Annotated in this window: 24 protein-coding genes; all 24 read right to left on the minus strand. The window is 31.9% G+C overall.

The annotated features are described in order from the left end of the window. Positions 1–3: 3 nt before the first annotated feature. Positions 4–1,275 (minus strand): EF-P 5-aminopentanol modification-associated protein YfmF, encoded by a 1,272-nt coding sequence (gene yfmF / locus HSACCH_RS06855; RefSeq protein WP_005488804.1) that lies wholly within the window; start codon positions 1,273–1,275, stop codon positions 4–6. Positions 1,276–1,281: 6 nt separating this feature from the next. Next, positions 1,282–4,128, minus strand: coding sequence for a UPF0182 family membrane protein (locus HSACCH_RS06860; RefSeq protein WP_005488806.1), 2,847 nt, complete (start codon positions 4,126–4,128; stop codon positions 1,282–1,284). Positions 4,129–4,168: 40 nt separating this feature from the next. Continuing rightward, on the minus strand, positions 4,169–5,467 hold the full coding sequence (locus HSACCH_RS06865; RefSeq protein WP_005488807.1) for an amidohydrolase: 1,299 nt from the start codon (positions 5,465–5,467) through the stop codon (positions 4,169–4,171). Positions 5,468–5,527: 60 nt separating this feature from the next. After that, positions 5,528–6,046, minus strand: coding sequence for a CDP-alcohol phosphatidyltransferase family protein (locus HSACCH_RS06870; protein ID WP_040477179.1), 519 nt, complete (start codon positions 6,044–6,046; stop codon positions 5,528–5,530). A 14-nt stretch (positions 6,047–6,060) separates the two neighbouring features. Next, entirely contained in the window at positions 6,061–6,369 is a 309-nt protein-coding gene (locus tag HSACCH_RS06875; RefSeq protein ID WP_005488809.1) for a hypothetical protein, read from the minus strand. A gap of 88 nt (positions 6,370–6,457) precedes the next feature. Then, positions 6,458–6,976, minus strand: coding sequence for a ferritin (locus tag HSACCH_RS06880; RefSeq protein WP_005488810.1), 519 nt, complete (start codon positions 6,974–6,976; stop codon positions 6,458–6,460). 120 nt (positions 6,977–7,096) lie between these two features. Continuing rightward, complete coding sequence (locus HSACCH_RS06885; RefSeq protein ID WP_005488811.1) at positions 7,097–8,458, minus strand: deoxyribodipyrimidine photo-lyase; 1,362 nt, start codon at positions 8,456–8,458, stop codon at positions 7,097–7,099. After that, on the minus strand, positions 8,452–9,267 hold the full coding sequence (locus HSACCH_RS06890; protein WP_005488812.1) for a mechanosensitive ion channel family protein: 816 nt from the start codon (positions 9,265–9,267) through the stop codon (positions 8,452–8,454). Before HSACCH_RS06890 ends, HSACCH_RS06885 begins: the two co-directional genes overlap by 7 nt. 261 nt (positions 9,268–9,528) lie before the next feature. Further along, entirely contained in the window at positions 9,529–9,828 is a 300-nt protein-coding gene (locus HSACCH_RS06895) for an HU family DNA-binding protein (RefSeq protein ID WP_005488813.1), read from the minus strand. A gap of 102 nt (positions 9,829–9,930) precedes the next feature. Further along, positions 9,931–10,962, minus strand: a complete 1,032-nt coding sequence (locus HSACCH_RS06900; protein WP_005488814.1) for an NAD(P)H-dependent glycerol-3-phosphate dehydrogenase — start codon at positions 10,960–10,962, stop codon at positions 9,931–9,933. Then, positions 10,962–11,579 carry a glycerol-3-phosphate 1-O-acyltransferase PlsY gene (gene plsY / locus HSACCH_RS06905; protein WP_005488815.1) on the minus strand — a complete coding sequence of 206 codons (618 nt, stop codon included), beginning with the start codon at positions 11,577–11,579 and terminating at the stop codon, positions 10,962–10,964. The genes HSACCH_RS06900 and plsY overlap by 1 nt, the downstream gene beginning before the upstream one ends. Positions 11,580–11,588: 9 nt before the next feature. Further along, entirely contained in the window at positions 11,589–12,905 is a 1,317-nt protein-coding gene (gene der, locus HSACCH_RS06910) for a ribosome biogenesis GTPase Der (protein WP_005488816.1), read from the minus strand. Then, complete coding sequence (locus tag HSACCH_RS06915) at positions 12,898–14,250, minus strand: DUF512 domain-containing protein (protein WP_268741838.1); 1,353 nt, start codon at positions 14,248–14,250, stop codon at positions 12,898–12,900. Before HSACCH_RS06915 ends, der begins: the two co-directional genes overlap by 8 nt. Before the next feature lie 61 nt (positions 14,251–14,311). Next, complete coding sequence (locus HSACCH_RS06920; RefSeq protein ID WP_005488819.1) at positions 14,312–16,573, minus strand: bifunctional 4-hydroxy-3-methylbut-2-enyl diphosphate reductase/30S ribosomal protein S1; 2,262 nt, start codon at positions 16,571–16,573, stop codon at positions 14,312–14,314. Between the two features lie 146 nt (positions 16,574–16,719). Beyond that, on the minus strand, positions 16,720–17,310 hold the full coding sequence (locus HSACCH_RS06925) for a lysophospholipid acyltransferase family protein (protein ID WP_005488820.1): 591 nt from the start codon (positions 17,308–17,310) through the stop codon (positions 16,720–16,722). Next, positions 17,307–17,966, minus strand: a complete 660-nt coding sequence (gene cmk / locus HSACCH_RS06930) for a (d)CMP kinase (RefSeq protein ID WP_005488821.1) — start codon at positions 17,964–17,966, stop codon at positions 17,307–17,309. Before cmk ends, HSACCH_RS06925 begins: the two co-directional genes overlap by 4 nt. 29 nt (positions 17,967–17,995) lie before the next feature. Continuing rightward, complete coding sequence (aroH, locus tag HSACCH_RS06935; RefSeq protein WP_005488822.1) at positions 17,996–18,352, minus strand: chorismate mutase; 357 nt, start codon at positions 18,350–18,352, stop codon at positions 17,996–17,998. A gap of 19 nt (positions 18,353–18,371) precedes the next feature. Continuing rightward, positions 18,372–19,085: a ribonuclease III gene (gene rnc, locus HSACCH_RS06940; protein WP_005488823.1), complete on the minus strand. Its 714-nt coding sequence runs from the start codon at positions 19,083–19,085 to the stop codon at positions 18,372–18,374. 76 nt (positions 19,086–19,161) lie between these two features. Next, positions 19,162–19,395 (minus strand): acyl carrier protein, encoded by a 234-nt coding sequence (locus HSACCH_RS06945; protein WP_005488824.1) that lies wholly within the window; start codon positions 19,393–19,395, stop codon positions 19,162–19,164. Positions 19,396–19,591: 196 nt separating this feature from the next. Beyond that, entirely contained in the window at positions 19,592–20,338 is a 747-nt protein-coding gene (fabG, locus tag HSACCH_RS06950; RefSeq protein WP_005488825.1) for a 3-oxoacyl-[acyl-carrier-protein] reductase, read from the minus strand. Between the two features lie 60 nt (positions 20,339–20,398). Further along, positions 20,399–21,346, minus strand: a complete 948-nt coding sequence (fabK, locus tag HSACCH_RS06955) for an enoyl-[acyl-carrier-protein] reductase FabK (RefSeq protein WP_005488826.1) — start codon at positions 21,344–21,346, stop codon at positions 20,399–20,401. Continuing rightward, positions 21,347–22,360 carry a phosphate acyltransferase PlsX gene (gene plsX / locus HSACCH_RS06960; protein ID WP_005488827.1) on the minus strand — a complete coding sequence of 338 codons (1,014 nt, stop codon included), beginning with the start codon at positions 22,358–22,360 and terminating at the stop codon, positions 21,347–21,349. It lies immediately after the preceding gene. Between the two features lie 148 nt (positions 22,361–22,508). Beyond that, positions 22,509–22,682: a 50S ribosomal protein L32 gene (gene rpmF, locus HSACCH_RS06965; protein WP_040477182.1), complete on the minus strand. Its 174-nt coding sequence runs from the start codon at positions 22,680–22,682 to the stop codon at positions 22,509–22,511. Between the two features lie 18 nt (positions 22,683–22,700). Beyond that, positions 22,701–23,177 carry a YceD family protein gene (locus HSACCH_RS06970; RefSeq protein WP_005488829.1) on the minus strand — a complete coding sequence of 159 codons (477 nt, stop codon included), beginning with the start codon at positions 23,175–23,177 and terminating at the stop codon, positions 22,701–22,703. Positions 23,178–23,229 lie beyond the last annotated feature (52 nt).

Consider the following 23,229-nt stretch of genomic DNA (forward strand, 5'->3'; position numbering starts at 1 on the left):
TGATCAACCCTCACTTTTTAATAAATATACAGTGTCTAACTTTATTTTCTTTGCAACAGAAATAATATCATCTCTGCTGACTTTTTCTACTTCAGCAATAGTTTTATTAATTGACTCATTTTTGTTATTAACCAGGCTTAAAAGATAATGTGCAGCAAGCGATCTATTGCTATCCAGATCTTGTTTCAATTGATTTATAATACTTTTTTTAGAACGTGCAAATTCTTCTTGACTGAATTCACCTTTAGTTATTTTAGAAATTTCTTTTTTTACTAATTCCAATACTTCTTCCTGATTCTCAGAATTAATACCACTGTTTATCAAAAATAAACCTTTAGTGGTTTCTATAGAAGAACTAACATAATAGGCTAAACTTCTCTTTTCTCTAATTTCACGGAATAGTTTAGAGTGAGTTGAACCCCCAATTAAACTATTAAAAACTAAAAGAGAGTAATAAGCTGAATCTTTTCTAGTGATTCCAGTTCTAAATCCAATAGACATTCTTGCTTGATTAATTTTCATTTCCTGCTGATAAAAGTCAAGCTCTTTATCTCGATAGATTACTTCTGTACTATCATCAAAAATATCTTGACCTGCACTCATTTTAGTTTTTTCAATTATCTGATCAACAAATGCGCTCTTAAAATTACCAATCAAAAAAAGTGAACGTTTTGCCTCGTTAATAATTTTCTGATAATGATTAAATAATTCCTGGTTTGTTATTTCTGAAAGTGCAGAAACAGATCCCATTTTATATATACTATATTTTTCATTTTTGCACATTTTCTTTAAACAGTTTTCAACTGCAAAACTATATTTATCATTGATTAAAGATAATATATCCTGCTTTAATATTTTTATTTCTTGTTCAAAATAATTATTTTTAAATTTACCCTTTTCAATTAATGGATTAAAAATTATATCATTTAATAATTCAAAAGCATTTTCAGTTAAATTACTTTTATGAGTTAAAAACTTTTCATTAACCATTTCCAAAGAAAATCTTAAAATCTGATTTTCCCCTCGTTTTAAAATATTAGAACTCATATTTGAACCATATAAATTTTCCAGCTCTGTCTTTATTAACTGATTATTATTATAATGCTCTGATCCCCTCTCTAAAATTGAGGGAATCAAAGCATTCATCGCTGCCTCTTTTTCGTTCTTAAGAGGCAGCATGAAATATATCTGGATTAGATTTGTTTTGAATTTATCTGTTGCCAGATGATGCAAATTAAATCTATTTTGTTTGGTTTTAAATTCTAAATCATTCATAAATAATTACTCTCCTGTTCCGGATAATTGATTTAAGACTTCTCCTAATTGATTTATAGTTTCACCGTAGGTAGCAAAATCGCCATTTTGCAAAGCCTCTTCAGCTTGCTTATATAAGCTTGTTGCTTCATTGATGAGTTCCTGGCTGCTAGCAGACATTAAGTCTAAATCGGACTCATCGTCAACTTGCTGATCTTGACGCTGCTGATCAGTTTGGCCTTCTGCATCCAGACCGGTATCTTCAACTGCTACACCTGTTTCTTCCTGCAGTTCTTTTACATCTTCTTCTGGTACTGCCAATCCTGCACCTTCTTCAAACATTGCTTTTAAAGCTTCTTCTAAGTTTTCTCTCATTATTATTTTATTTTTGTAAGAGAGGATTACTCTTCTTAATTCTGGAATACCTCCACTATCTGCCTGAAGGAAGATAGGCTCAACATATAAAACACTGTTGTTAACAGGTATAACTAGTAAATTTCCTCTGATAACATTTGAACCCTGCTGGCTCCAGAGAGTTAGAAGTTGAGAAATTTCAGATTCCTGATCAATTCTAGACTCAATTTGACTTGGACCATAAACAAGCTGATCTTTAGGAAATCTATAAGCAAATAATTCTCCATAATTCTCTCCATCATTTCGAGCAGCCATCCAGGCAATCATATTATTTCTATTAGAGGGAGTAAAGGGAGTCATTAGAATAAATTCTGCCTCTTCTTCTCCGGGTAGCTGATTCATTATATAGTAAGGCTCGACCGGAATTGTTGACCCTTGATAATTTTCTTGAGGAATTGACCATACATCCTCACGATTATAATAGACTACCGGATCTTCCATATGGTAATTACTGTATATTTGAGACTGTATTTTAAATAAATCCTGTGGATAACGTATATGCTTTTTGATTGAATCAGGCATTTGATCGAATGATTTAAATAGATCATCAAAAATCTTCGAATAAGTCTCAGCAATTGGATCACTTTCATCAACAATATAATAATCTAAGGTTCCATTATAAGCATCAACAACTACTTTTATTGAATTGCGCACATAATTATCTCTATTATTATATGGTTGTGAATAGGGATAGCTACTTGTTGTAGTATAGGCATCATAAATCCAGAATAATCTACCTTCCGCATTTACAATATAAGGGTCACTATCATATTTAAGAAATGGTGCTGCCTTTCTAACTCTTTGATGAATATTACGCTCATACATTATCTGACTCTGGTCATTGATATCATCAGATAATAAAATCTTCATTGTATTAAAACGCAGAGCAAAAAGTGACTTTCTGAATAAATTTGGAAGACCTACACCACCAGTACCTTCATACTCTGTAAATACATTTTCAGAACCCATTGGGTAATGAAATTCAGTTTCGTTTGTATTAACAATTACATAATTATTTGTTTTTTCTCCATAATAAATTGAACTGTTATCTAAATTAATATTCTGATTGTTACTTTTAGGTGGAATATCTTGAATTAAAAATTCTGGCTGACCATTATCTCTCACTTTACCGGTTGGACTCATTGTAACACCCAGACCATGAGTATATTTTAAAGTTTTATTAACCCACGTTTGAGCCTGTTGTGCCAGTGAATTTTGATCTAGCTCTCTAGCACCAAGCATTACCTGAGTATAGTCATCACCCAGCTGATAACGATCGATATCAATGTCTTCAAAAGTATAGTACTGTCTTAAAGCCTGTAGTTGATTATAAGTGTCTTGAAGAGGTCTATGATCCCAGAGTCTAATATTATTAACCACAGTTTCATATTCCATTAATTCTTCATAAGATAACTCATCTTCTGAAAGTTCAAAGTCTTTAGTTTTAACATCATTTAATTTATAAGCATTTAAAGTCATTTGAATATTATTTTCAATATACTCTTCTTCTAAATTAATTTCATTTGGCTCAACTCTATACTGTTGAATAAAAGCAGGATAGACACCTGTGAAAACAATCGAAAGAATAACCCAGGCACCAATACCCCAGACAAGAGGCTTGTAATTATTTCTAAATAAACTATAAAGCACTGCTAAAGCAACAAAAATAACTGTGAAAAATAAAATTCTATAACCTAGTAAATTAGCATTAACATCTGTATAACCAGCGCCAAATACAACTCCAGTCGGTGAAAATAGAATATTGTACATTTTTAGTCTATAATCCCAGGCTTTAAAAAGTAAGAACACAAAGATTAAGACTGAGATATGTTTTTTGGCCCTGCTGCTTAATTTAGAAGAGATTTCACTAACTGAATGAATACCAGTTAAAATGATATAAACTGCTCCAACTAAAATTAAAGAAATTACGACTACTACCATTCCCATTTCGCGTAGAAATTTATAAAAAGGTAGTGAAAAAACATAAAATGAAATATTATTATTAAAGATTGGATCAACATTATTAAAATCAGTTTTATTTAGAAATTTCAATACCATTTTCCAGCTTTCACTAGAAACTGAAGAAAACAAAAAACCAAATATTAAACTTGATATTAGATAAATTAAATTTAAGCGTTTCTTATTTAACCATTCAAAAATTTGATTTCTTTCTTCACCAAATAAATTTTCAACCCGATTATCACTTCTAATTTTTATGTGACTTATTATAGGTTTTTTAGTGAAATGTAAATTTAAATAAATTAAAGTAGTAAAAAAGGCCCCTACTACTAATCTCAAAATAAAATTAGATAAAAACATAATTGTAAAAGTTTTTTCGAAGTTCAGTTCTTTAAACCAGAGCCAGTCAGTATAAATATTTGCCCCAGTGGAAATAAAAATAATCAGCAAAATAGCTGCTATTGCAAAAACAGAGAGAAAAAACTTAATTGTTTTACTCATAATTTTCCCCTTTCAAATTTCAGAATTTAATAGTCAAAATTTAATTTAAATCATCAGCAATCTTAAGTGATCTTTTTTCTGCCTCATAATAAATTTTTTCCTGGTCTAGTGTTTTTAATTCACTATTTTCCATTACAACCTTACCATCTACAATAACTGTGTCAATACTGCGGCTGTCAGCAGCATAAAAAAGATTGGATAAATTATTATGATGGGGATAATAAAAACTATCTTTTTGAATATCAATTAACAATAAATCGGCTTTATAATTTTTTTCTAAGCTTCCAACCCTATCTAATGAAAGTGCTTTTGCACCATTTGTAGTTAAAAGTTCTAAAATTTCATCTGTGTTAATTGCTGTTGGGTCCTCATATTTGATTTTTTGTAAATAAGATGCCATCTTAGCTTCCTTAAGCATATCTAAAGAATTATTACTTGAAACACCATCAGTTCCTAAGCTAACATTTATATTATTTGTTAAATAATCACGAACAGGTGCTATCCCATTTGCCAACTTGGCATTACTCATTGGGTTATGAGCAATATGCACCTTTTTTTCTTTAAGTATTTCGAGATCACCAGGCTCTAAATGAACACAATGAGCTGCTATTACATGACTGTCAAAAAAACCAAGATCAGCTAAATATTTAACTGGAGATTTTTGATAATCATCAAGAAAGTCTTTAACTTCTTTTTTGCTTTCAGAAAGGTGAATATGCAGTCCTAAATTATTTTTTTGAGCTACATTTTTTACTTGCTTTAAATAATCTCTGCCACAGGTGTAGGGTGCATGTGGTGCCATCATGGTTGTAATGCGACCATCAGCTGTATGGTTGTAATTTAAAGCATATTCTAAAGCTTTATTTAAACCCTGCTGACCATCATTTGCTTCTATTAAGCCTTCAGCTAAAACAGCTCTTAGCCCACTTTTTTTTACGACATCTGCCACTTGATTCATTGCAAAGTACATATCAGAAAAAGTCGTGGTCCCTGTTCTAATCATTTCTATACCTGCTAAAGCTGTGCCCCAATAAATATCATCTGCTTTTATTTTACTTTCAAAAGGCCAGATCTTATTTTGCAGCCACTTATCAAGCGGCATGTCATCTGCATATGCTCTCATTAATGTCATTGCAGCATGCGTATGTGTATTTATAAATCCAGGTAATGCAATTTTTCCATCTGCATTAATTAAATAATCATATTCATTTATTTCATCAATCTTGTCCATAGTCTCAATTTCTTTAATTATATTATCTTCTATTAAAATAAATTGATCTTTTTTTACTCTAGACTTAGAACTATATATTTCATCAATATTTTTAATTAAAATTTTCAATTTGTACATCCTTTCAGAATATATCTAAATTCACAAATAGGACATTTGTCCTAAATGTAATTACTTATAAATTTTTTTATAAGCTTTAACTGAATAATCAACTGCAGAAACAATATTAATTGGAATTACAATGTAGAATAGAATATTACCAAAATAATCTATATTTAATAATTTTAAAGCTATAGCTAAATATAATAGAGCAATAGAAAATTTACCAATAAAACTTGGATTAATAAAATTAAGACCAAAAAAATAAGTTATAATACCGGATAAAAATATAAATATTTCTCTTGCTAAAATTATAAAAGAAAGTAAGCGGGGTATAATATTTAAATAAATCAAAACTAATAAAATACTAATAATTGTTAATTTATCTGCTAAGGGATCTAAAAGTTTGCCTAATTTAGATTTTAAATTAAATTTTCTAGCTATATAACCATCAAAAAAATCAGTAAATGCTGAAATTGCAAAAAACAACGCTGCTGCTGCAATATTTCCCTGGATAAAAAAATATAAATATACTGGAATTAATAATATTCTGATGCAGGTGATATAATTAGGGATATTATGCAAAATCATCACTCCAGGAATTATTAATTTTCATATTCTTCTTTGGAAATTATTTTACCGTTTTCAATTTCCTGCCTTATAATTTTATATCTTTTATCAAATTTCAGATGCAAATCAATTTTATTATAACAGTTATCACAGACAACTACCTTTTTTATTTCATAAGCAGCTTCTCTATCATCTTTATAAACTTTTTGAATATCATAACTTTTTCTAAATAAAAGTTTCATCTGGTTTCCACATTTGTCATCTTCAACATAAATATCTATTAATTTAGACTGATTAGGTCCATCACTAGTAAAAACAGATTTTAATTTATCAAATAGGCCCATCTTAAAACCTCCTTAATCGATTAATAGATAAAGATATGTCTGTTACAGACATATCTTTATCTTAATTAATATCTTTTATAAAATATTACTATTCTCCGCTTTCAGCTGCAGCTGCTGCTTCTTGTCTTGCAGCAAGTTTATCATCCATCATAAATAGTCCTTGAGCAGAATCTCCAACTAATTTTAATTTATCTACAATTTCCCCTACAGTATCTTCTTCTTCAACCTGTTCATCTACAAACCACTGTAAAAATGAATGAGTTGCATAATCTTTTTCTTCAGCTGCTAGTGAAACTAAGTCATTGATCATAGCAGTTATTTTTTCCTCATGAGCTAAAGAATCTTCAAATACGTCTAAATTAGATTCCCACTCACTTTTGGGTTTATCGATACCAGCTAGAATAATTCTGCCGCCTCTTTCATTTACATAATCATAAATTTTACGGGCATGAGCCATTTCTTCTTTAGCCTGTAAATCCATCCAACGAGCAAAACCGGACAAGCTTTTATCTTCAAAATAAGCTGCCATAGACTGATATAAATAGGCTGAATATAATTCAGCATTTACCTGTTCATTTAATGCTTTTTCTACTTTTTCTTTTATCATAAATAATTCCTCCTAAATCTTATCTAAAATTAACTTCTTCACTTATAATAATTCAACAATGACTGCTGATATCCTGCTTTTAAGCAGGATTTATATTGATTAAAAACTATCACATCTGCGTCATTCAAGTTCATCAATTTTTTGTAGATATTTTTTCATATCAAATTTTCTTTCCAAACCAGCAGCATTCATATATCTTACTTTACCGAATATCTTTCTTTCAGTCCAGGCTCGATCATGTTTGCTGAATATCCAACCAACACCTGCATAACTATTTGCATCTCTACCATCAAGTGAATATTTATTATTCAGTTTCAAGGCCCACTGAAAAGCATCTTCAGGATCAGAAGTCCACTCTAAAATCTTCTTTCCCCAGTACATCCGCATATAGTTGTGCATTTTACCAGTAATTAGCATTTCTTTTTGAGCAGCATTCCAATACTTATCATGAGTTTCTGCATTTTCAAATTCCTGATAATCATAGAGATATTCTCGCTCATCTTCTTTATGTTCCATCAAAGACTCATAGGCCCAGTCATATAAAATATCTTTTAAACTACGGTCATAATTTTGATTGTAATAAACAAAGTTAAAAGCAAGTTCTCTCCTAACAATAAGTTCTTCTAAAAAATCTTCTGCATCATAATCAGAGTTCAAAGCTGTAAGAGCAATTTCTTGGGCAGAGATTTGGCCAAAATGTAAGTAAGGACTTAAATCTGACTGAAAATTAAGATGGGGTATATTCCTTTTTTCATCATAATTCTGCAGTTTGTTATTAATAAAGTTATCTAGTTTTTCTTTGGCCTGTTGATAACCACCCACAAAATATTTTTCATAACTAATTTCTTTTTCAGTTTTAAATTGTTGAAGAAATTTATCAAGTTCATTAATGATTTTAAATTCTGACTTTTTTAGTTTAATTTCTTCTTTATTTTCAAGTTTTTCTCTTTCATATTTTTTTAAATATTTAGCTCTTATCTTATTTATTTTTTTTCGAATTGTATAAGCTGCATATTCTTCTTTTTGGCTAACTTCTTCAATTGGACAAATCAAATTGCTTTCAACTAAATAAAATGGAATTGAAAGCAATTCAGCTGCTTCTAGCTTCCATTTTTGAAGATGATTTAAATACACTTTTTCACTAATAATTAATGATGCATCCTCTGTTATTTTTTTTAGATCTTCAATGCCATCATATTTTAATATATAGAAATTAATTTTTTCTGCTGCAGCTTTGGCTTTTATTTCTTTTAATCCCTGCAGCATAAATTTAAAATGCCCATATTCTGCCTCTGGATAATTCGGATTTATTAAGAAAAAAATCAGAAGAGGCTGATTTAATTGGTTTGCTTTTTCAACAGCATATCCTAAAGCCTGATTATATTCCAGGCGTTGAGATGACTGCATCCAATACGCTACAAATTTACCTTCTTTTAACTCAGCCTCATTGATTCTTTCTATTCTCTTTTTTTCGACTAACAAATTTTTGTACCTTCATCAAAGTGAATATCGAGTTGAGGATAAGGGATACCAATACCAGCTTCATCAAAAGCATCTTTAACATCTTCGTGCATATCAAAGTAAACATCCCAATAGTCAGGTCCTTTGACCCAGACTTTACAGGCAATATTTACTGAACTACCTGCATGTTCTGTAACTCTAACAAGAGGCTCAGGATCATCTAAAATCAAATCATGTTTTGAAGCAAGGTCTTTTAATAAAGCAATTGCTTCATGAAAGTCATCATCATAGCCAATACCGAATGTAAGATCAACTCTACGTTTGTCCATTGCAGAATAATTTGTAATACTATCTGTTGCTACATTACCATTTGGAATATATATTTTCTTATTATCAAAAGTAGTCATGATGGTATAAAGTATTTGAATTTCTTGCACTTTACCTTTATATCCAGATACTTCTATAGTATCTCCAGCAGAAAAGGGTCTAAAGATTAAAAGCATAACTCCACCAGCAAAGTTAGATAAACTCCCCTGCAAAGCAAAACCAACGGCAAATGAAGCCGCACCTAATACTGCTACAAAAGAAGCAACTTCAATTCCAATCGTTGAAGCAATAGAAATAAATAATAAAATTAATAGTACTGCTCTGCTGACTGAGACTAAGAAACTGGTGAGTGTCCTATCGTATTTTCCTTTTACATTTTTTTCTATAAGCTTTACCACAAACTTAATAACCCATAAACCTACTAATAATAATACAAGCGCTAAGAGCAGTTTCATTCCATAATTAGCAATAATTGACTGTAAACTACTTGAAATTTGATCCATAAATTTCCCCTCCTGTTATATTTCTTACTTTTAATTAATATAGACTATTTTAATTCTATAGTACTTACTTTATTAATTTCTAGTTAATTCTTTACATTCCTGCAAATCATTAATTTTTTTTGATTTTTTAATTTAAAAACTTATAATATCAAAGTATATATAAATTCTTTTATTTTCGATATTATTAAAATCTATAATATAAAAATTTATATATAAAAAGAAGAACCGGAAATTTCCGGTCCCCCAATTAAGTAAAAAATATTAAACATCAACTGTTTCTTTAAAAGATTTACCACTTCTAAATACAGGTACTTTGCGTGCTGGAATCTGAATCTCTTCCCCTGTTTGAGGATTGCGGCCTTTTCTAGCACTTCTATCTTTAACTTCAAAAGTACCAAAACCGATTAATTGAACATTATCACGCTCATCTTCAGCTTTCTTCGCCTCAGATTTCAAGTGATTCATGATTGTATCAATAGTTTCATTAACAATTTCCCCTGTATCTTTTTTAGTGATACCAGTTTTTTCTGCAACGGCATCAATAAGTTCATTTTTAGTCATAAAATTCACCCCCTTTTATAACTGTAACTTTTACTGTATTATTTATTATTCTCGCTATAACAACGATTTCCTGCTTAACTATAGAAAAAATTTATAAATTTTCTAGATATTCCATAAAGAATTATCAACAACTGATTCCATTTCATGCTTTTTTGTTCTTAACATAAGTTCTTCTACAGCTTGTTCAGGATCTTTGCCTTCAAATAATACCTGATAAACCTCTTTAGTTATAGGCATTTCTAATTCTCTATCTTTAGAATTCAGCCATTTATAAATTGCCTTTGCTGTTTTAACGCCTTCTACCACCTGTTTAACTTCATCTTTAGCTTCAGCTAAAGTTTTTCCTTTTCCAATTTCAATTCCAAAACGTCGATTGCGGCTGTGCATACTGGTACAGGTAACAACAAGATCACCCATTCCGGATAAACCAGCTAAAGTCATGGTCTTTGCTCCGTGATAGTTAACAAAATGGCTCATCTCATTTAAAGCTCTTGTAATTAGTGCTGCTCTTGTATTGTCACCATAATCTAAACCATCACAAATACCACTGGCCACAGCAATGACATTCTTCAAAGCTCCACCAAGTTCAACCCCTTTGACATCAGGATTTGTATAAACTCTAAAGTATTTAGACATGAATAAATCTTGGACTTTTTCGGCAGCTTTTTTGCTTTTGGCAGCAGATACTATAGCAGTTGGCAATTTTTCCATAACCTCTTCTGCATGAGTCGGTCCTGATAAGACTACTACATTATTAAATCCTAATTCCTTTATCATCTCAGAATTAGTCTTAAATGAATTTTCGTCAATACCCTTAGCTGTAGATACTATAATTGTATCCTGAGAAATTAAATCCTGAGAAGTTTTTAAAACTTCTTTCACAGCTGAAGTTGGCACGGAAATAACAACTACTTCTGTATTTCTTAGGCAGTCATCTAGGTTATTGTAGGCAGTTAAATTATTATTTAATTTATGTTCTGGAAAGTATTTATAATTGAGGTTTTCTTTATTAATTGAATTAACAACTTCAGCATCTCTGGCATATATTTTAACTTGATTTCCATTTTCAGATAAGAGATTTGCTAAAGCAGTTCCCCAACTTCCAGCTCCAATTACTGCAACATTTGATTTCATTACTTTTTACCACTCTTTCCAAGATTTTCAGGATCCATCCTATTTTCTTCTCCATTTAGTAGTCGCTTAATATTTGCCCGATGAGTATACATCACAAATAATGACAACAGGGATGCAAAAATTACATGTTTTAGATCATAAGCTGTAAAATAGAGTGTTAAAGGTAATGACATTGAACCAATAATTGAACCCAATGATACATAACGGGTTTTAAGTACCAGCCCTAACCAGATTACAGCATAAATTAAAAATGCTAAAGGATAAAGTCTTAAAATAACACCAAAAGTTGTTGCAACACCTTTACCACCAGAAAAACCTAAGAAAATTGACCAATCATGCCCCGCAATTGCAGCTATAGCAACAAATAGAATTGCGGTACTTAAATTACCTCCTAAAATTGTTTGCCCAACTAAAACTCCCAGATAACCCTTGAGTATATCAAAAGCTGCAACTAAAACACCTGCTTTTAAACCCATTACCCTAGCAACATTAGTTGCACCAATGTTTCCACTTCCATATTGTCTAACATCTTTTTTCATAACATACTTAGTCAAAAGAAAACCAGATGGAATTGAACCAATTAAATAACTGATTAATATAGCAATTATTATCTGCATAATAACCTCCTAATTACGTTGTTTTAATTTAAATTTAAGTGGATTACCTACATAACCAAAAGCTTCTCTAAGAATATTTTCTAAATACCTTTGATAAGCGAAATGCATTAAGTTTGGATCATTAACAAAGAAAACAAATGTTGGAGGTTTGATCCCCACCTGACTTGCATAATAAATTTTAAGTCTTTTTCCTTTTCTGCTCGGTGGCTCACGCAGCTGTACAGCTTCTGTGATTACCTCATTTAAAATACCAGTTTTAATTCTGAGATTACTCTGGTCAACTACAAATTCAAGTAATGATAAAAGCTCATCAATTCGTTCACCTGTTAAGGCTGAAATATAAGTTACAGGAACATAATTCAAAAATTTAAGCTGATAATAGACTTCATCAGTATATCTTTCCATTGTTTTTGAATCTTTTTCCATTAAATCCCATTTATTGATAGCTATTACCATTGCTTTTCCTTCATCATGCGCATAACCAGCGATTTTCTTATCCTGGTCAGTTATTCCATGCTGAGCATCAATCATCATTAAAACAGCATCTGCACGATCAACTGATCTTAAAGCTCTTAAATTACTGTAGTATTCAACATCTTCTTTTACTTTAGATTTTCTTCTTAAACCAGCTGTATCAATAAAATTAAATTGTACATCTTTCCACTCAATTAAAGTATCGACTGCATCTCTGGTTGTGCCTGGCATATCACTAACAATAACTCTTTCTTTACCTAGCAAATGATTGATCAAACTTGATTTTCCCACATTCGGCTTCCCAATAACAGCTATATTGATTTTTTCTTCACTCACTTCATCTTCATCTGCTTCTGGTAATTTAGAAATTACTTCATCTAATAATTCACCAGTATTTTTACCATGTTCAGCAGAAATAAGATATGGATCACCAAAACCAAGTGAATAAAATTCCCAGCCAATTTCTTCCTGATTTGAAAAGTCTTCTACTTTATTAACAACTAGAATAACTTCTTTATTTGTTCTATATAAAAGTTGAGCAATATCCTCATCAACACCAGTCATTCCAGTTCTTGAATCTACCACAAATAAAATTATATCAGCTTCTTCCATGGCTACTTCAGCCTGATATTTTATTTGGTTTTTAATTTTATCATTATCATGGAGAACTATTCCCCCAGTATCAATAACATTAAATTTTCTACCTAGCCATTCGGTTTCCCCATAAATTCTATCACGGGTAACATTTGGTTTTCCCTCTACTATAGCTCTCCGGCCACCAACCAGTCTATTAAAAAGAGTAGATTTTCCTACATTTGGTCTTCCTACAATTGCAACTGTAGATTTAGCCATTTTTTATCACCTCCGTTAATTCTTTTATATCATCTATAAATTCTATTTCGTAATCAGATAATTCTTCTAAAAACTCTTCTTTTTTTATTTCATCTAAAAATTTACTTTGATCATTCAATACTATTTTCGGTATAAAAATATGATCATAGTAATCAGCTTTTAATTTTTTTATATTATTTTTTAAATCTTGAGCTGTTAAAAGACCTGAAACTGTAACAGTTTCACCAAAAAAATTATTTTCAACTGTCAATATCTCTAAATCTAACTTATCTATTTCTTTTATCATATTTGAAAAGTTAGTTAGAGCTTTTTTACCTAAAACAGAAGTCAAAATTGCAATTTTCTTTGCTTTAAATTTACCTTTAGAAAGCTCAACCGACTTCAGTTCTTCATTCATTAAAGCAGTTAAGCCAATTCCATTTTCTAATTGAGGAAAATTATTATACTCTTCATATTCTGGAAGCTCATAATTAGTATTTAAATAGAATTCATCAGCAGCATATATAATATTTTCACCATATTTATCCTTAGCTTTTTGCTGCCAGTATTTTATTTGTTCCAGAGAATTTTTCATTTCTGATTGAGTTAAAGTTTTCAAATCTGCTAAACCATCCCGATATTTAGTTAAACCAACCGGAACAATCCCTATTGATAATATTTGAGGATAAAATTCTAAAAGATCAGCTAAAGTTTTATCCAGTTCTGCCTGGTCATTATAGCCCGGACAGATTACAATTTGGGTATGAAACTGTATATTATTTTTTTGAAAAAGTTTTAAAAGTCTATTTATATTTGCAGCTTTTGGGTTTTTCATCATTTCAACCCTTAATTCTGGGTTTGTAGTATGAACAGAAATATTAATTGGACTTAAATTTTTATCAATTATTCTCTTTATTTCTTTGTTTTCTAGATTAGTTAATGTGACAAAGCTTCCCTGCAAAAAAGAAAATCGGTAATCATCATCCATTTGATTTAAACTTTTTCTCATATTTTGGGGCTGCTGTTTAACAAAACAAAAAATGCAATTATTTTTACACTGCTTTAGTCCATCAAAAACAATTTCTTTAAACTCGATGCCCAACTCTTCCCCAAGTTTTCTTTCTAACTCTATTGTTTTAATTTTATTAGCTTTAGTTTTTAACTTAAGCGTAATTATCGGTTCAGAAATTTGATATAAATAATCTATATAATCATTAATTTCTTGATTATTAATAGTGATAATTTTATCCTCTGCTTTTAAACCAGCTTTAGCAGCGGTAGAATTTGGAATAACATTTTCAATTTTAACCATCTTCCATCTACCTCCTGTAAGCTTGATAATATCATATTTAAGAAAAGTAAGCAATCATCTCCATTAAGCATAAAAAAACCCGCCGCCCAGTATTGGACAGCGGGTGCTTTTTTAATTATTCACCCTGGTCAAAAATATCTCCAACAATTTCTCTAATAGTAGCTCCACCTGATGATGAACTATCATCATTATTACTACTTTTTGATTTAGAGCTTCTGCTTTGGTTTGAGCTTTTAGAACTGCTGCTGGATTCTTGCTTAGGTTCAGGCTTTTCTTCTAATTCTTTTAAGCTTAAACCTACTCTTTCCTGATCAGCATCAATATTGATAATTTTAGCTTCTCTCTTATCACCAACGTTTACTACTTCATCAGCAGTTTTTACATGACGGTGTGACAATTGAGAAATATGAATTAATCCTTCAATACCTTTTTCAACTTCCATAAAGGCACCAAAATCAACTAATTTTGTAATTTTACCTTCAATAACTTCTCCTTCATAGTGCTTGTCAGCAAATTCTTCCCATGGATCAGGTAGAAGCTGCTTTAAACCAAGAGAAATTCTTTCTTCTTCTTTATTAACTCCAAGAACTTTAACTTCAACTTTTTCTCCTTCAGAAAGTACTTCGGATGGGCTTTCAATTCTTCCCCATGACATTTCTGAAATATGAAGCAGACCTTCAATTCCACCAAGATCAATAAAGGCACCAAAATCAACTAACTTTGTAACTGTACCCTCTACTGTCTGTCCTTCTTCTAAAGCTGCTAAAGTTTCATCTTTTTTAGCTGCTCTTTCTTTTTCAAGTACTTTTTTAGCAGAAAGAACTACGTTGTTGTTATCTCTCTCAACTTCAATAACTTTAAGGCGAAGAGTTTCACCAACATAGTCGCTTAAGTCATCAACATAACCAATTGCTACATGAGAAGCTGGAATAAATCCTCTTACTCCTACATCAACAACTAGTCCACCCTTAACTTCTTTAGTTACTTCAGCTTCAATAATTTCATCGTTTTCATGTGCTTCAACGATTTTCTCCCAAGCCTGCTCATAATCCGCCTGCTTTTTAGATAAAATCATGTTGCCTTCATCGTCCTCTAAAGTTAAGATAACTACTTCAATTTCATCATCCATACTCACAATATCATGAGCATCTTCAACAGTGCGGTGACTTAAATGACGAAGTGGAATAAATCCATCTGTCTTATAATTCACATCTACATAAACACCATTGTCATTAATTTCAACTACAGTACCTGTAACTTTCTGTCCTTTTCTTAAATCAGCAATATCATTATCGCTATATTTAAATTCAGCCTCTTCTTCAGTTTCAGCAGTATCTTCACTTGCCTCTGCTTCTTCTTCCTCTGCAGATTCTTCTACTGCTTCCTCACTGTTATCAGCTTCTTTTTCATCTGTAGTTTCTTCAGTCACTTCTGTTGTTTCTTCAGTCTCTTCTACTTTCTCTTCAACCTCCTCTACCACTTGTTCTTCTTTCTCCTCTACGTTCTCAGTTGACTCAACATTTACTTCTTTGTTTTCTTCGTTCATTAACTGAACAACCTCCCTTATTAACCAGTCTGGAGTCGATGCTCCAGCTGTAATTCCAACTTTATTTTTTCCAGACAACCACTTTTTATCTATTTCAGCGGCTGTTTCTATATGATAAGTAGGGGTGTTTGTGGCTGTACATATTTCTGCCAGCCTGGTAGTATTTGCACTATTATGACCCCCTATTACAAACATTATATCTACATCTTCTGCTAATTTTTTTGCTGAAGATTGACGTACATCTGTAGTATTACAAATAGTGTTAAAAACCTTTAACTCTTTAACTTTAGTTGCTACTAAACTAATAATATCCCGAAAAGACTCAGGAGATTTTGTTGTTTGAGCAACAAATCCAATTCTGGATTTTAACTCAACGGACTTTAGGTCCTCTTTGTCTCTAATTATAATTGCTTTTTTATCACTTGCGCCATAAATACCATGAACTTCAGGATGATCTCCATCTCCATAAATAAATGTTTGATATCCCTCATCTACCAATTGTTTGGCATATTTTTGAGCATTTTTGACAAAAGGACAAGTAGCATCTATAATTTTTAAATTTTTCTCTCTTGCCTCCTCTATAACTTCTGGCGCTACTCCGTGAGAACGGATAATAACAATTCCAGAATCAATATCGGCAAGTGAAGAGGCAACTTTCACATTTTTGTCTTCTAATTTTTCAACAACCTGTGGATTATGAATTAGCGGACCCAGTGTATAAACATTTATTTCTTCATTTTCACCGGCAGCTTCTAAAACCATTTCAATAGCTCTTTCAACGCCAAAACAAAATCCAGCCTCTTCTGCTGTAATAACCTCCAGAACCTTCACCTCCTTCCAGCACAACACCAACAAGTACAGAATACCCGAAATAAACAGGGTACCTCTTAAACTTTTTTCTCTATTAAAGTCAAAAATCCTTCTTTAAATCGAAAAAAACTTAAAAAAATTGATAATTCAACGTTAATCAGTAATCATTATTCATAATTTAGTTGTTTTTGTATCTTATCTTTTATATATTTGGATGCTTTTTTTCGCTCTGCTTTAGATAATCTTCTTTTAGAAAACTGATCCATTGAAAAAGCTTCACCAATATTAATTGTAATTCTACCTTCTTTTTTTATGTTTTTAATTCCTATTGGTACAATTGGAGCACCACTTTTTATTGCAAGCATTACTGATCCTAATTTAGGATTACCAAGTTCCCCTTCCGCTCGTCTTGTACCTTCGGGAAATAAACCCAACACCTCTTGATCTTTAAGTACAGAAAGAGCTTTTTTTACAGCGGTAATATCATTTTTGCTGCGGTCAACTGGAAAAGCATCTGCTAAAAATAATACGAATCTCATAACAGGATTTTCAAACAGTTCTTTTTTAGCCATAAATCTTACAGGTCTTGAAAAAATAGCTACCAATAATGGTGGATCATAGGCACTAATGTGATTCGACATTAGAATTACCGGACCCTCATCTGGTAGATTTTTTTTACCTTTAACCTTAATTCTAAAAAATACTTTAAAAATAGCTAAAAGTGATAATCTGATACATTGATAGATAAATTTTTTCAATGGTTTTCACCCTCAATAAGCGAAATCATTTTTTTTAGGACCTCATCTATTGACAACTCAGTAGTATCGATTAAAACAGCATCCTCAGCTTTTTTAAGTGGAGAATGCTCTCGCTCACTATCTAATTTATCTCTACGGGCAATACTTTTTTTTATTTCTTCCAAATCAGCATCATTGTTTTTAGATTTTACTTCTTGATAACGTCTTTTGGCTCTTTCTGCAAGAGAAGCAGTCAAAAAGAATTTATGTTCAGCCTCAGGTAAAACCACTGTTGTAATATCTCTACCATCCATTACAACCCTGTTTTTCTGGGCAAGATTCTGCTGTTTTTCTACTAAAACTTTTCTTACACCCTTAACTGCAGCTATTTTAGAAACATGAGCATTTACCTCAGAACTTCTAATTTCTTGACTAACATTTTTATCATTTAAAATAATTTCACCATTTTTATTAAAAGTAATACTAATTTTTTTAGCTAATTTTATTAATTTTTCTTTATCATCAAAATCAATGTTCTCATTGATAGCAGCTAAGGTTACCGCTCTATACATCGCTCCAGTATCAAGATGAAGATAATTTAATTTTTTAGCCAGAAGTTTTGCTATAGTACTTTTGCCAGCTCCACCCGGGCCATCAATTGCAATTACATTTTTCATTAACTTTACCTCACCTTTTAAAAATATATTTAGTCAACTAAATCAGGTCTTAATTTCTTAGCATCTTTTAAATATTGATGTTTAACCTGATTTTTATTCTTTTCTCTATCAACATGTACTAATAATCTTATCATTTTTTTACTACTATTTTCAACCTTCATTTCCTGCATACATAAAATTGGAGTTATATTATATCCCAATTCTCTGAGAGCTTTGCCGGGATATGCCTTATTTAAGTCTGCAGTAGCAGTAGTGATAATGCTTATTAAGTCTTCCTCCTGCAGTGAATTCTCTTGCATTAAAGATTTCATTAGCTCTTTAGTAGCTGCAGATATGTTTTTAACTGTATTTGCTTCAACACTAATTGCTCCTCTTATAGCATACATTCTTTAGTCCTCCAGTTTACTAATCAAGTTTATTTAATTTGTTCAAAGCAACTTTTGCTGCTTCCTGTTCAGCTTCTTTTTTACTTGACCCCTGTCCAGAACCAAGACTATCTTCATTTAGCTTTACAGCCACTAAAAAAGTTTTGTTATGATCTGGACCTTCTTCATCTACTACTTCATATTCAGGCCGATCACTACCGTTTTCCTGAATTACTTCCTGCAGCATTGTCTTATAATCCTGTATATGATTACCCTCTGCTACATTTATAATATCTACTTTAAGTAAATGCAGAATAAAATCTGCGGCTGCTGTAAATCCCTGATCAAGGTATAAAGCACCAAAAATTGCTTCCATCGTATCTGCCAGTATAGAATCTCTTTCTCTACCACCTGTCATTTCTTCTCCTTTACCTAAAAAGAGATATTGACCAAGTTCAATTCTTTTAGCAACATCTGCTAAAATAGGAGCACTAACTATAACTGCTCTCATTTTTGCTAACTCACCCTCGGGCAAATCTGAAAACGTATTGAAAATGTAGGTGCTGACAGAAAGACTTAGAACAGAATCCCCTAAAAATTCTAATCTTTCATTGTCTTTTAAATTAAGAGTTCTATTTTCATTTGGAAATGACTTGTGAGTTAATGCCCTTTGAACTAAAATTTTATCATCAAAATTTAAATCTAAAGCATTTTCGAATTCCTCTATTTTCTTCTGATTAAACAACTGATCCATTTTATATATCACCATCCATTAAAATAATAAAAAGGGATGAAAACTCCACTGAGGGAGCTTCATCCGTCATTATTTATTAAAGAATTTCTTCTAAATAACTTACAGCATCATCAACTGTGCGAATATCTTCAGCATCCTCATCAGGTATTTCTACATCAAATTCTTCTTCAAATGCCATAACTAATTCTACCACATCTAAAGAATCTGCTCCAAGATCTTCTATAAATGAAGAGTCTTCAGTAACTTCATCTCTGTCAACTGCTAATTCTTCTGCTACAATATCAATAACTTTTCCTAGAATATCTTCCACTCCATTCACCTCCTTTCACTGAGTCTTCTTTGTATTACGCAAGGATGACTCAGCACTCGGGCATCGAGCCCGACGCACTTTATGAGTCTTCTTTGTATTACGCAAGGATGACTCACAAATCTTTCTTTTATATCGGATAGATAGATTTGCGTTAGCACATCGAGTGCGTCACAGCACTCGGGCATCGAGCCCGACGCTATGCGCCCATGCCCCCGTCAATTTTAATTACTTCACCATTTATATAATTTGCATTATTTGAAGCTAAAAATGAAACTAAATCAGCGACCTCTTCGGCCTGTCCCAAACGAGCGAGTGGCACCTGAGAAATAATATTTTCTTTCACCTTATCGCTTAGTCCCTCTGTCATATCAGTATCTATAAATCCAGGAGCTACAGCATTTGAACAAACACCCTTTGATGCTAATTCTTTAGCCATAGTTTTTGTAAATCCAATTATTCCTGCCTTAGCTGCAGAATAATTAGCCTGCCCTGCATTTCCATTAATACCAACTACAGAAGATAGATTTATTAATTTACCATTTTCAGCTTTAAGTAAATATCTAACTGCATTTTTAGTACAGTTAAATACTCCTTTTAGATTAATATTTAAAACACTATCCCAATCATCTTCCTTCATTCTCAATATAAGTTTATCGCTTGTGATTCCAGCATTATTAATTAATACATTTAAACCATCCATTTTTTTATAAGCAGTTTTAACTAGTTCAGCTGCTTGGTCAAAATCACTTACATCAGCTTGAACTACATGAGCCCTGCCGCCATTATCTTCAATTTCTTTTTTTACTTTTTCTGCTCGAGTTTGGGAATTAGCATAATTGATAGTTACTTCTGCTCCTAAAGCAGCCATTTTCTTTGCTATTTCAGCCCCAATACCACGAGAGCTACCTGTAATTAAAACTTTTTTATTTTTTAGATCTATCAAATTAAACACCTCTTTAGCGTATAATTATCATTAATATGATATAATTTCAAAATAATTAAATTAATCCAATAAATTATAACTACTTTTGATTGTATTTTCAGTATGTACCAATATTTCTTCAATGATTTCTTTAACAGATTTAATTTCAGATATCATTCCTGAAATTTGACCCGCCATGACACTGCCTTCTTTGACATCTCCATCAATTACAGCATCTCTAAGTTTACCAGAACCAATCTCTTCAATTTTTTTAGGATCTACTCCCTGGCTTTCCAATTTATCCAATTCTTTAGTTAATTTATTTTTTAAATTTCTAACTGGATGCCCAGTACTGCGTCCAGTTACAACTGCATCTCTATCTCTAGCACCTACAATAGCTTCTTTAAACTCCATGGAAGCTTTACACTCTTTAGAACAGACAAATCTAGTTCCAATCTGTGCTCCAACTGCTCCTAATGCTAAAACAGCTGCTAAACCTCTGCCATCAGCAACTCCACCAGCTGCAATAACCGGAATATCTACAGCATCGACTACTTGTGGCACTAATGCCATAGTTGTAAGCTCACCAATATGTCCACCGGCTTCAGTTCCTTCAACAATTACTGCATCTACATCTAATCTTTCCATTCTTCTGGCAAGTGCTACAGAAGGGACTACAGGAATAACCTTTGAGCCAACTTCTTGAAATCTCTTAACATGTTTCCCAGGATTCCCAGCCCCTGTAGTAATTACAGGAACCTTTTTCTCAATGGCTAACTCTATTATATCATCAGCAAAAGGGGAAAGAAGCATAATATTTAAACCGAATGGTTTATCAGTTAGCTTTTTCACCTTTTCAATTTCTTTTTCGATTACATCCGCTGGTGCATTTCCAGCACCAATTATACCCAGGCCTCCAGCAATAGAAACCGCTGCTGCTAATTCACCAGTAGCAACCCAGGCCATACCTCCTTGAATAATTGGCTTTTCAATCTCTAATAAATCACAAAGTTCAGTTTTCAATGCCATTTATTCCAACTCCTCATTCTTCTCTAACTCAGCTTTTATCAATTTAACTATATCTTCTTTTACAGTCCTTTTAGCAGCTTTGATTGCATTATAAATAGCTGTGCCATCAGAACCACCATGACTGATAATTACAACCCCATTAATCCCTAATAAGGGGGCACCACCATATTGCCTATAATCTATTTTATTTAAAACTTTTTTCAAATAAGGTTTTATTAAAAAAGCAGCAATTTTAGAACGCAAATTAGTTTTAAAGCTTTCCTTGATTAAATCAAGAAAAAAAGAAGCTGCGCCTTCAGTTGTTTTGAGAACAATATTCCCAACAAAACCATCAGTTACAACCACATCAACTTTATTGCTAAAAATATCTCTGCCTTCAACATTGCCTATAAAATTTTTGATTCGTTGATCATTACTTAAAACTTCATAACTCTCTTTAGTTAAATTATTACCCTTAGTTTTTTCTTCCCCTATATTTAAAAGTGCAATTTTAGGGTTATCAATCTTCATTACATTTTCTGCATAAAGCTGTCCCATTAAAGCAAATTGCTTTAAGTTTTCAGGACTGCAGTCAGTATTTGCACCATTATCTAAAACTAAAGTACTTCCATTAACAGCGGGAAATTGAATAGCGATTGGCGGTCTAGAGACACCTTTAATCCTACCAACTCGCAATAAACCAGCTGCCATAACTGAACCTGTATTTCCTGGAGATATAAAAGCATCTATTTTTGATTTCTTTAAAAGTTTTGCTCCTACATTCACCGTGGCCTTCTTTTTTTTACGAAGTGCTTTAATTGGTGATTCATCCATTGTAATAATCTCGTCAGAATTTTCGATTTTAAGCCTTTTCGAATCAAAGTCAGTTTTTGCTAACTCTTCGCTTATAATATCATATTCACCAATCAGGGTCAATTCTATTTCTTTTTCTTCTTTTAAAGCCCTTAAAGCCCCTGTAATCAATTCCGAAGCCTCTTTTTCTCCACTCATCACATCAACAGCTATTCTATACAATATTGCCGCCTCCCAGAATCAAAAAAACAAAAATTTATATCTTTATCATTTGGAAAACATTATATCTCAACCGTCGGTCAATTGCAAGTTTATGGCAAGAAAAAAACAGAGAATCTCTAAGCTCGAGATCTCTGTTTATCTAAATAATTTAATTTTTACTCACCTTTTTGCCATCATAGTGTCCACATTCTGGACATACATGATGAGGTAAAATCTTTTCATGGCAGTTTGAACATTCTGTAAGACTAGGCGCAGTTAATTTCTTATGAGTACGTCTTTTTCTCTTACGTGTTTTAGAAGTCCGTTTCTTTGGTACAGCCATCCTATACACCTCCTTTAATTATTCATTATCATTATAAAATTCTTTAAGTTTTGCCAGACGAGGATCTACTGTTTCTACCTCACAGTCACATTCTCCTTCATTCAAATTCTGACCGCATTCAGGACAGATCCCTTTACAATCTTCAGAACAAAGAGGCTTCATTGGTAAGGATAGAATAATATTATCCACAATAATATCGTCTAAATATAGTTCTTCCTCGTCTTCCATTTCACTTTTCATAACATCTTCAGAAATATCTAATTTAATTGGAGAACTATACTTTTTTAAACAACGACTGCAGCTTAAAATTAACTCAGCTTCTAATATACCTTTAACAACAAATGAATCTCTAGTGTTATAGATTTCTAGATCAAGCTGAACAGAATCTTTTATTTTTATGTCCCGATCTACAAATTCTAGATCCGGAAATTCAAGCTCCAGTGAGACATTTTTTCTGCCTCCGATTTCTTTTAAATCACTGAGGTTTATATACAATTTATTTGATCACCCCTGTAAATAGCCACGTTTTATTATATAAAAAGTAGCC

It is taken from the genome of Halanaerobium saccharolyticum subsp. saccharolyticum DSM 6643 (assembly GCF_000350165.1).
Taxonomy (GTDB): Bacteria; Bacillota; Halanaerobiia; order Halanaerobiales; family Halanaerobiaceae; genus Halanaerobium; species Halanaerobium saccharolyticum.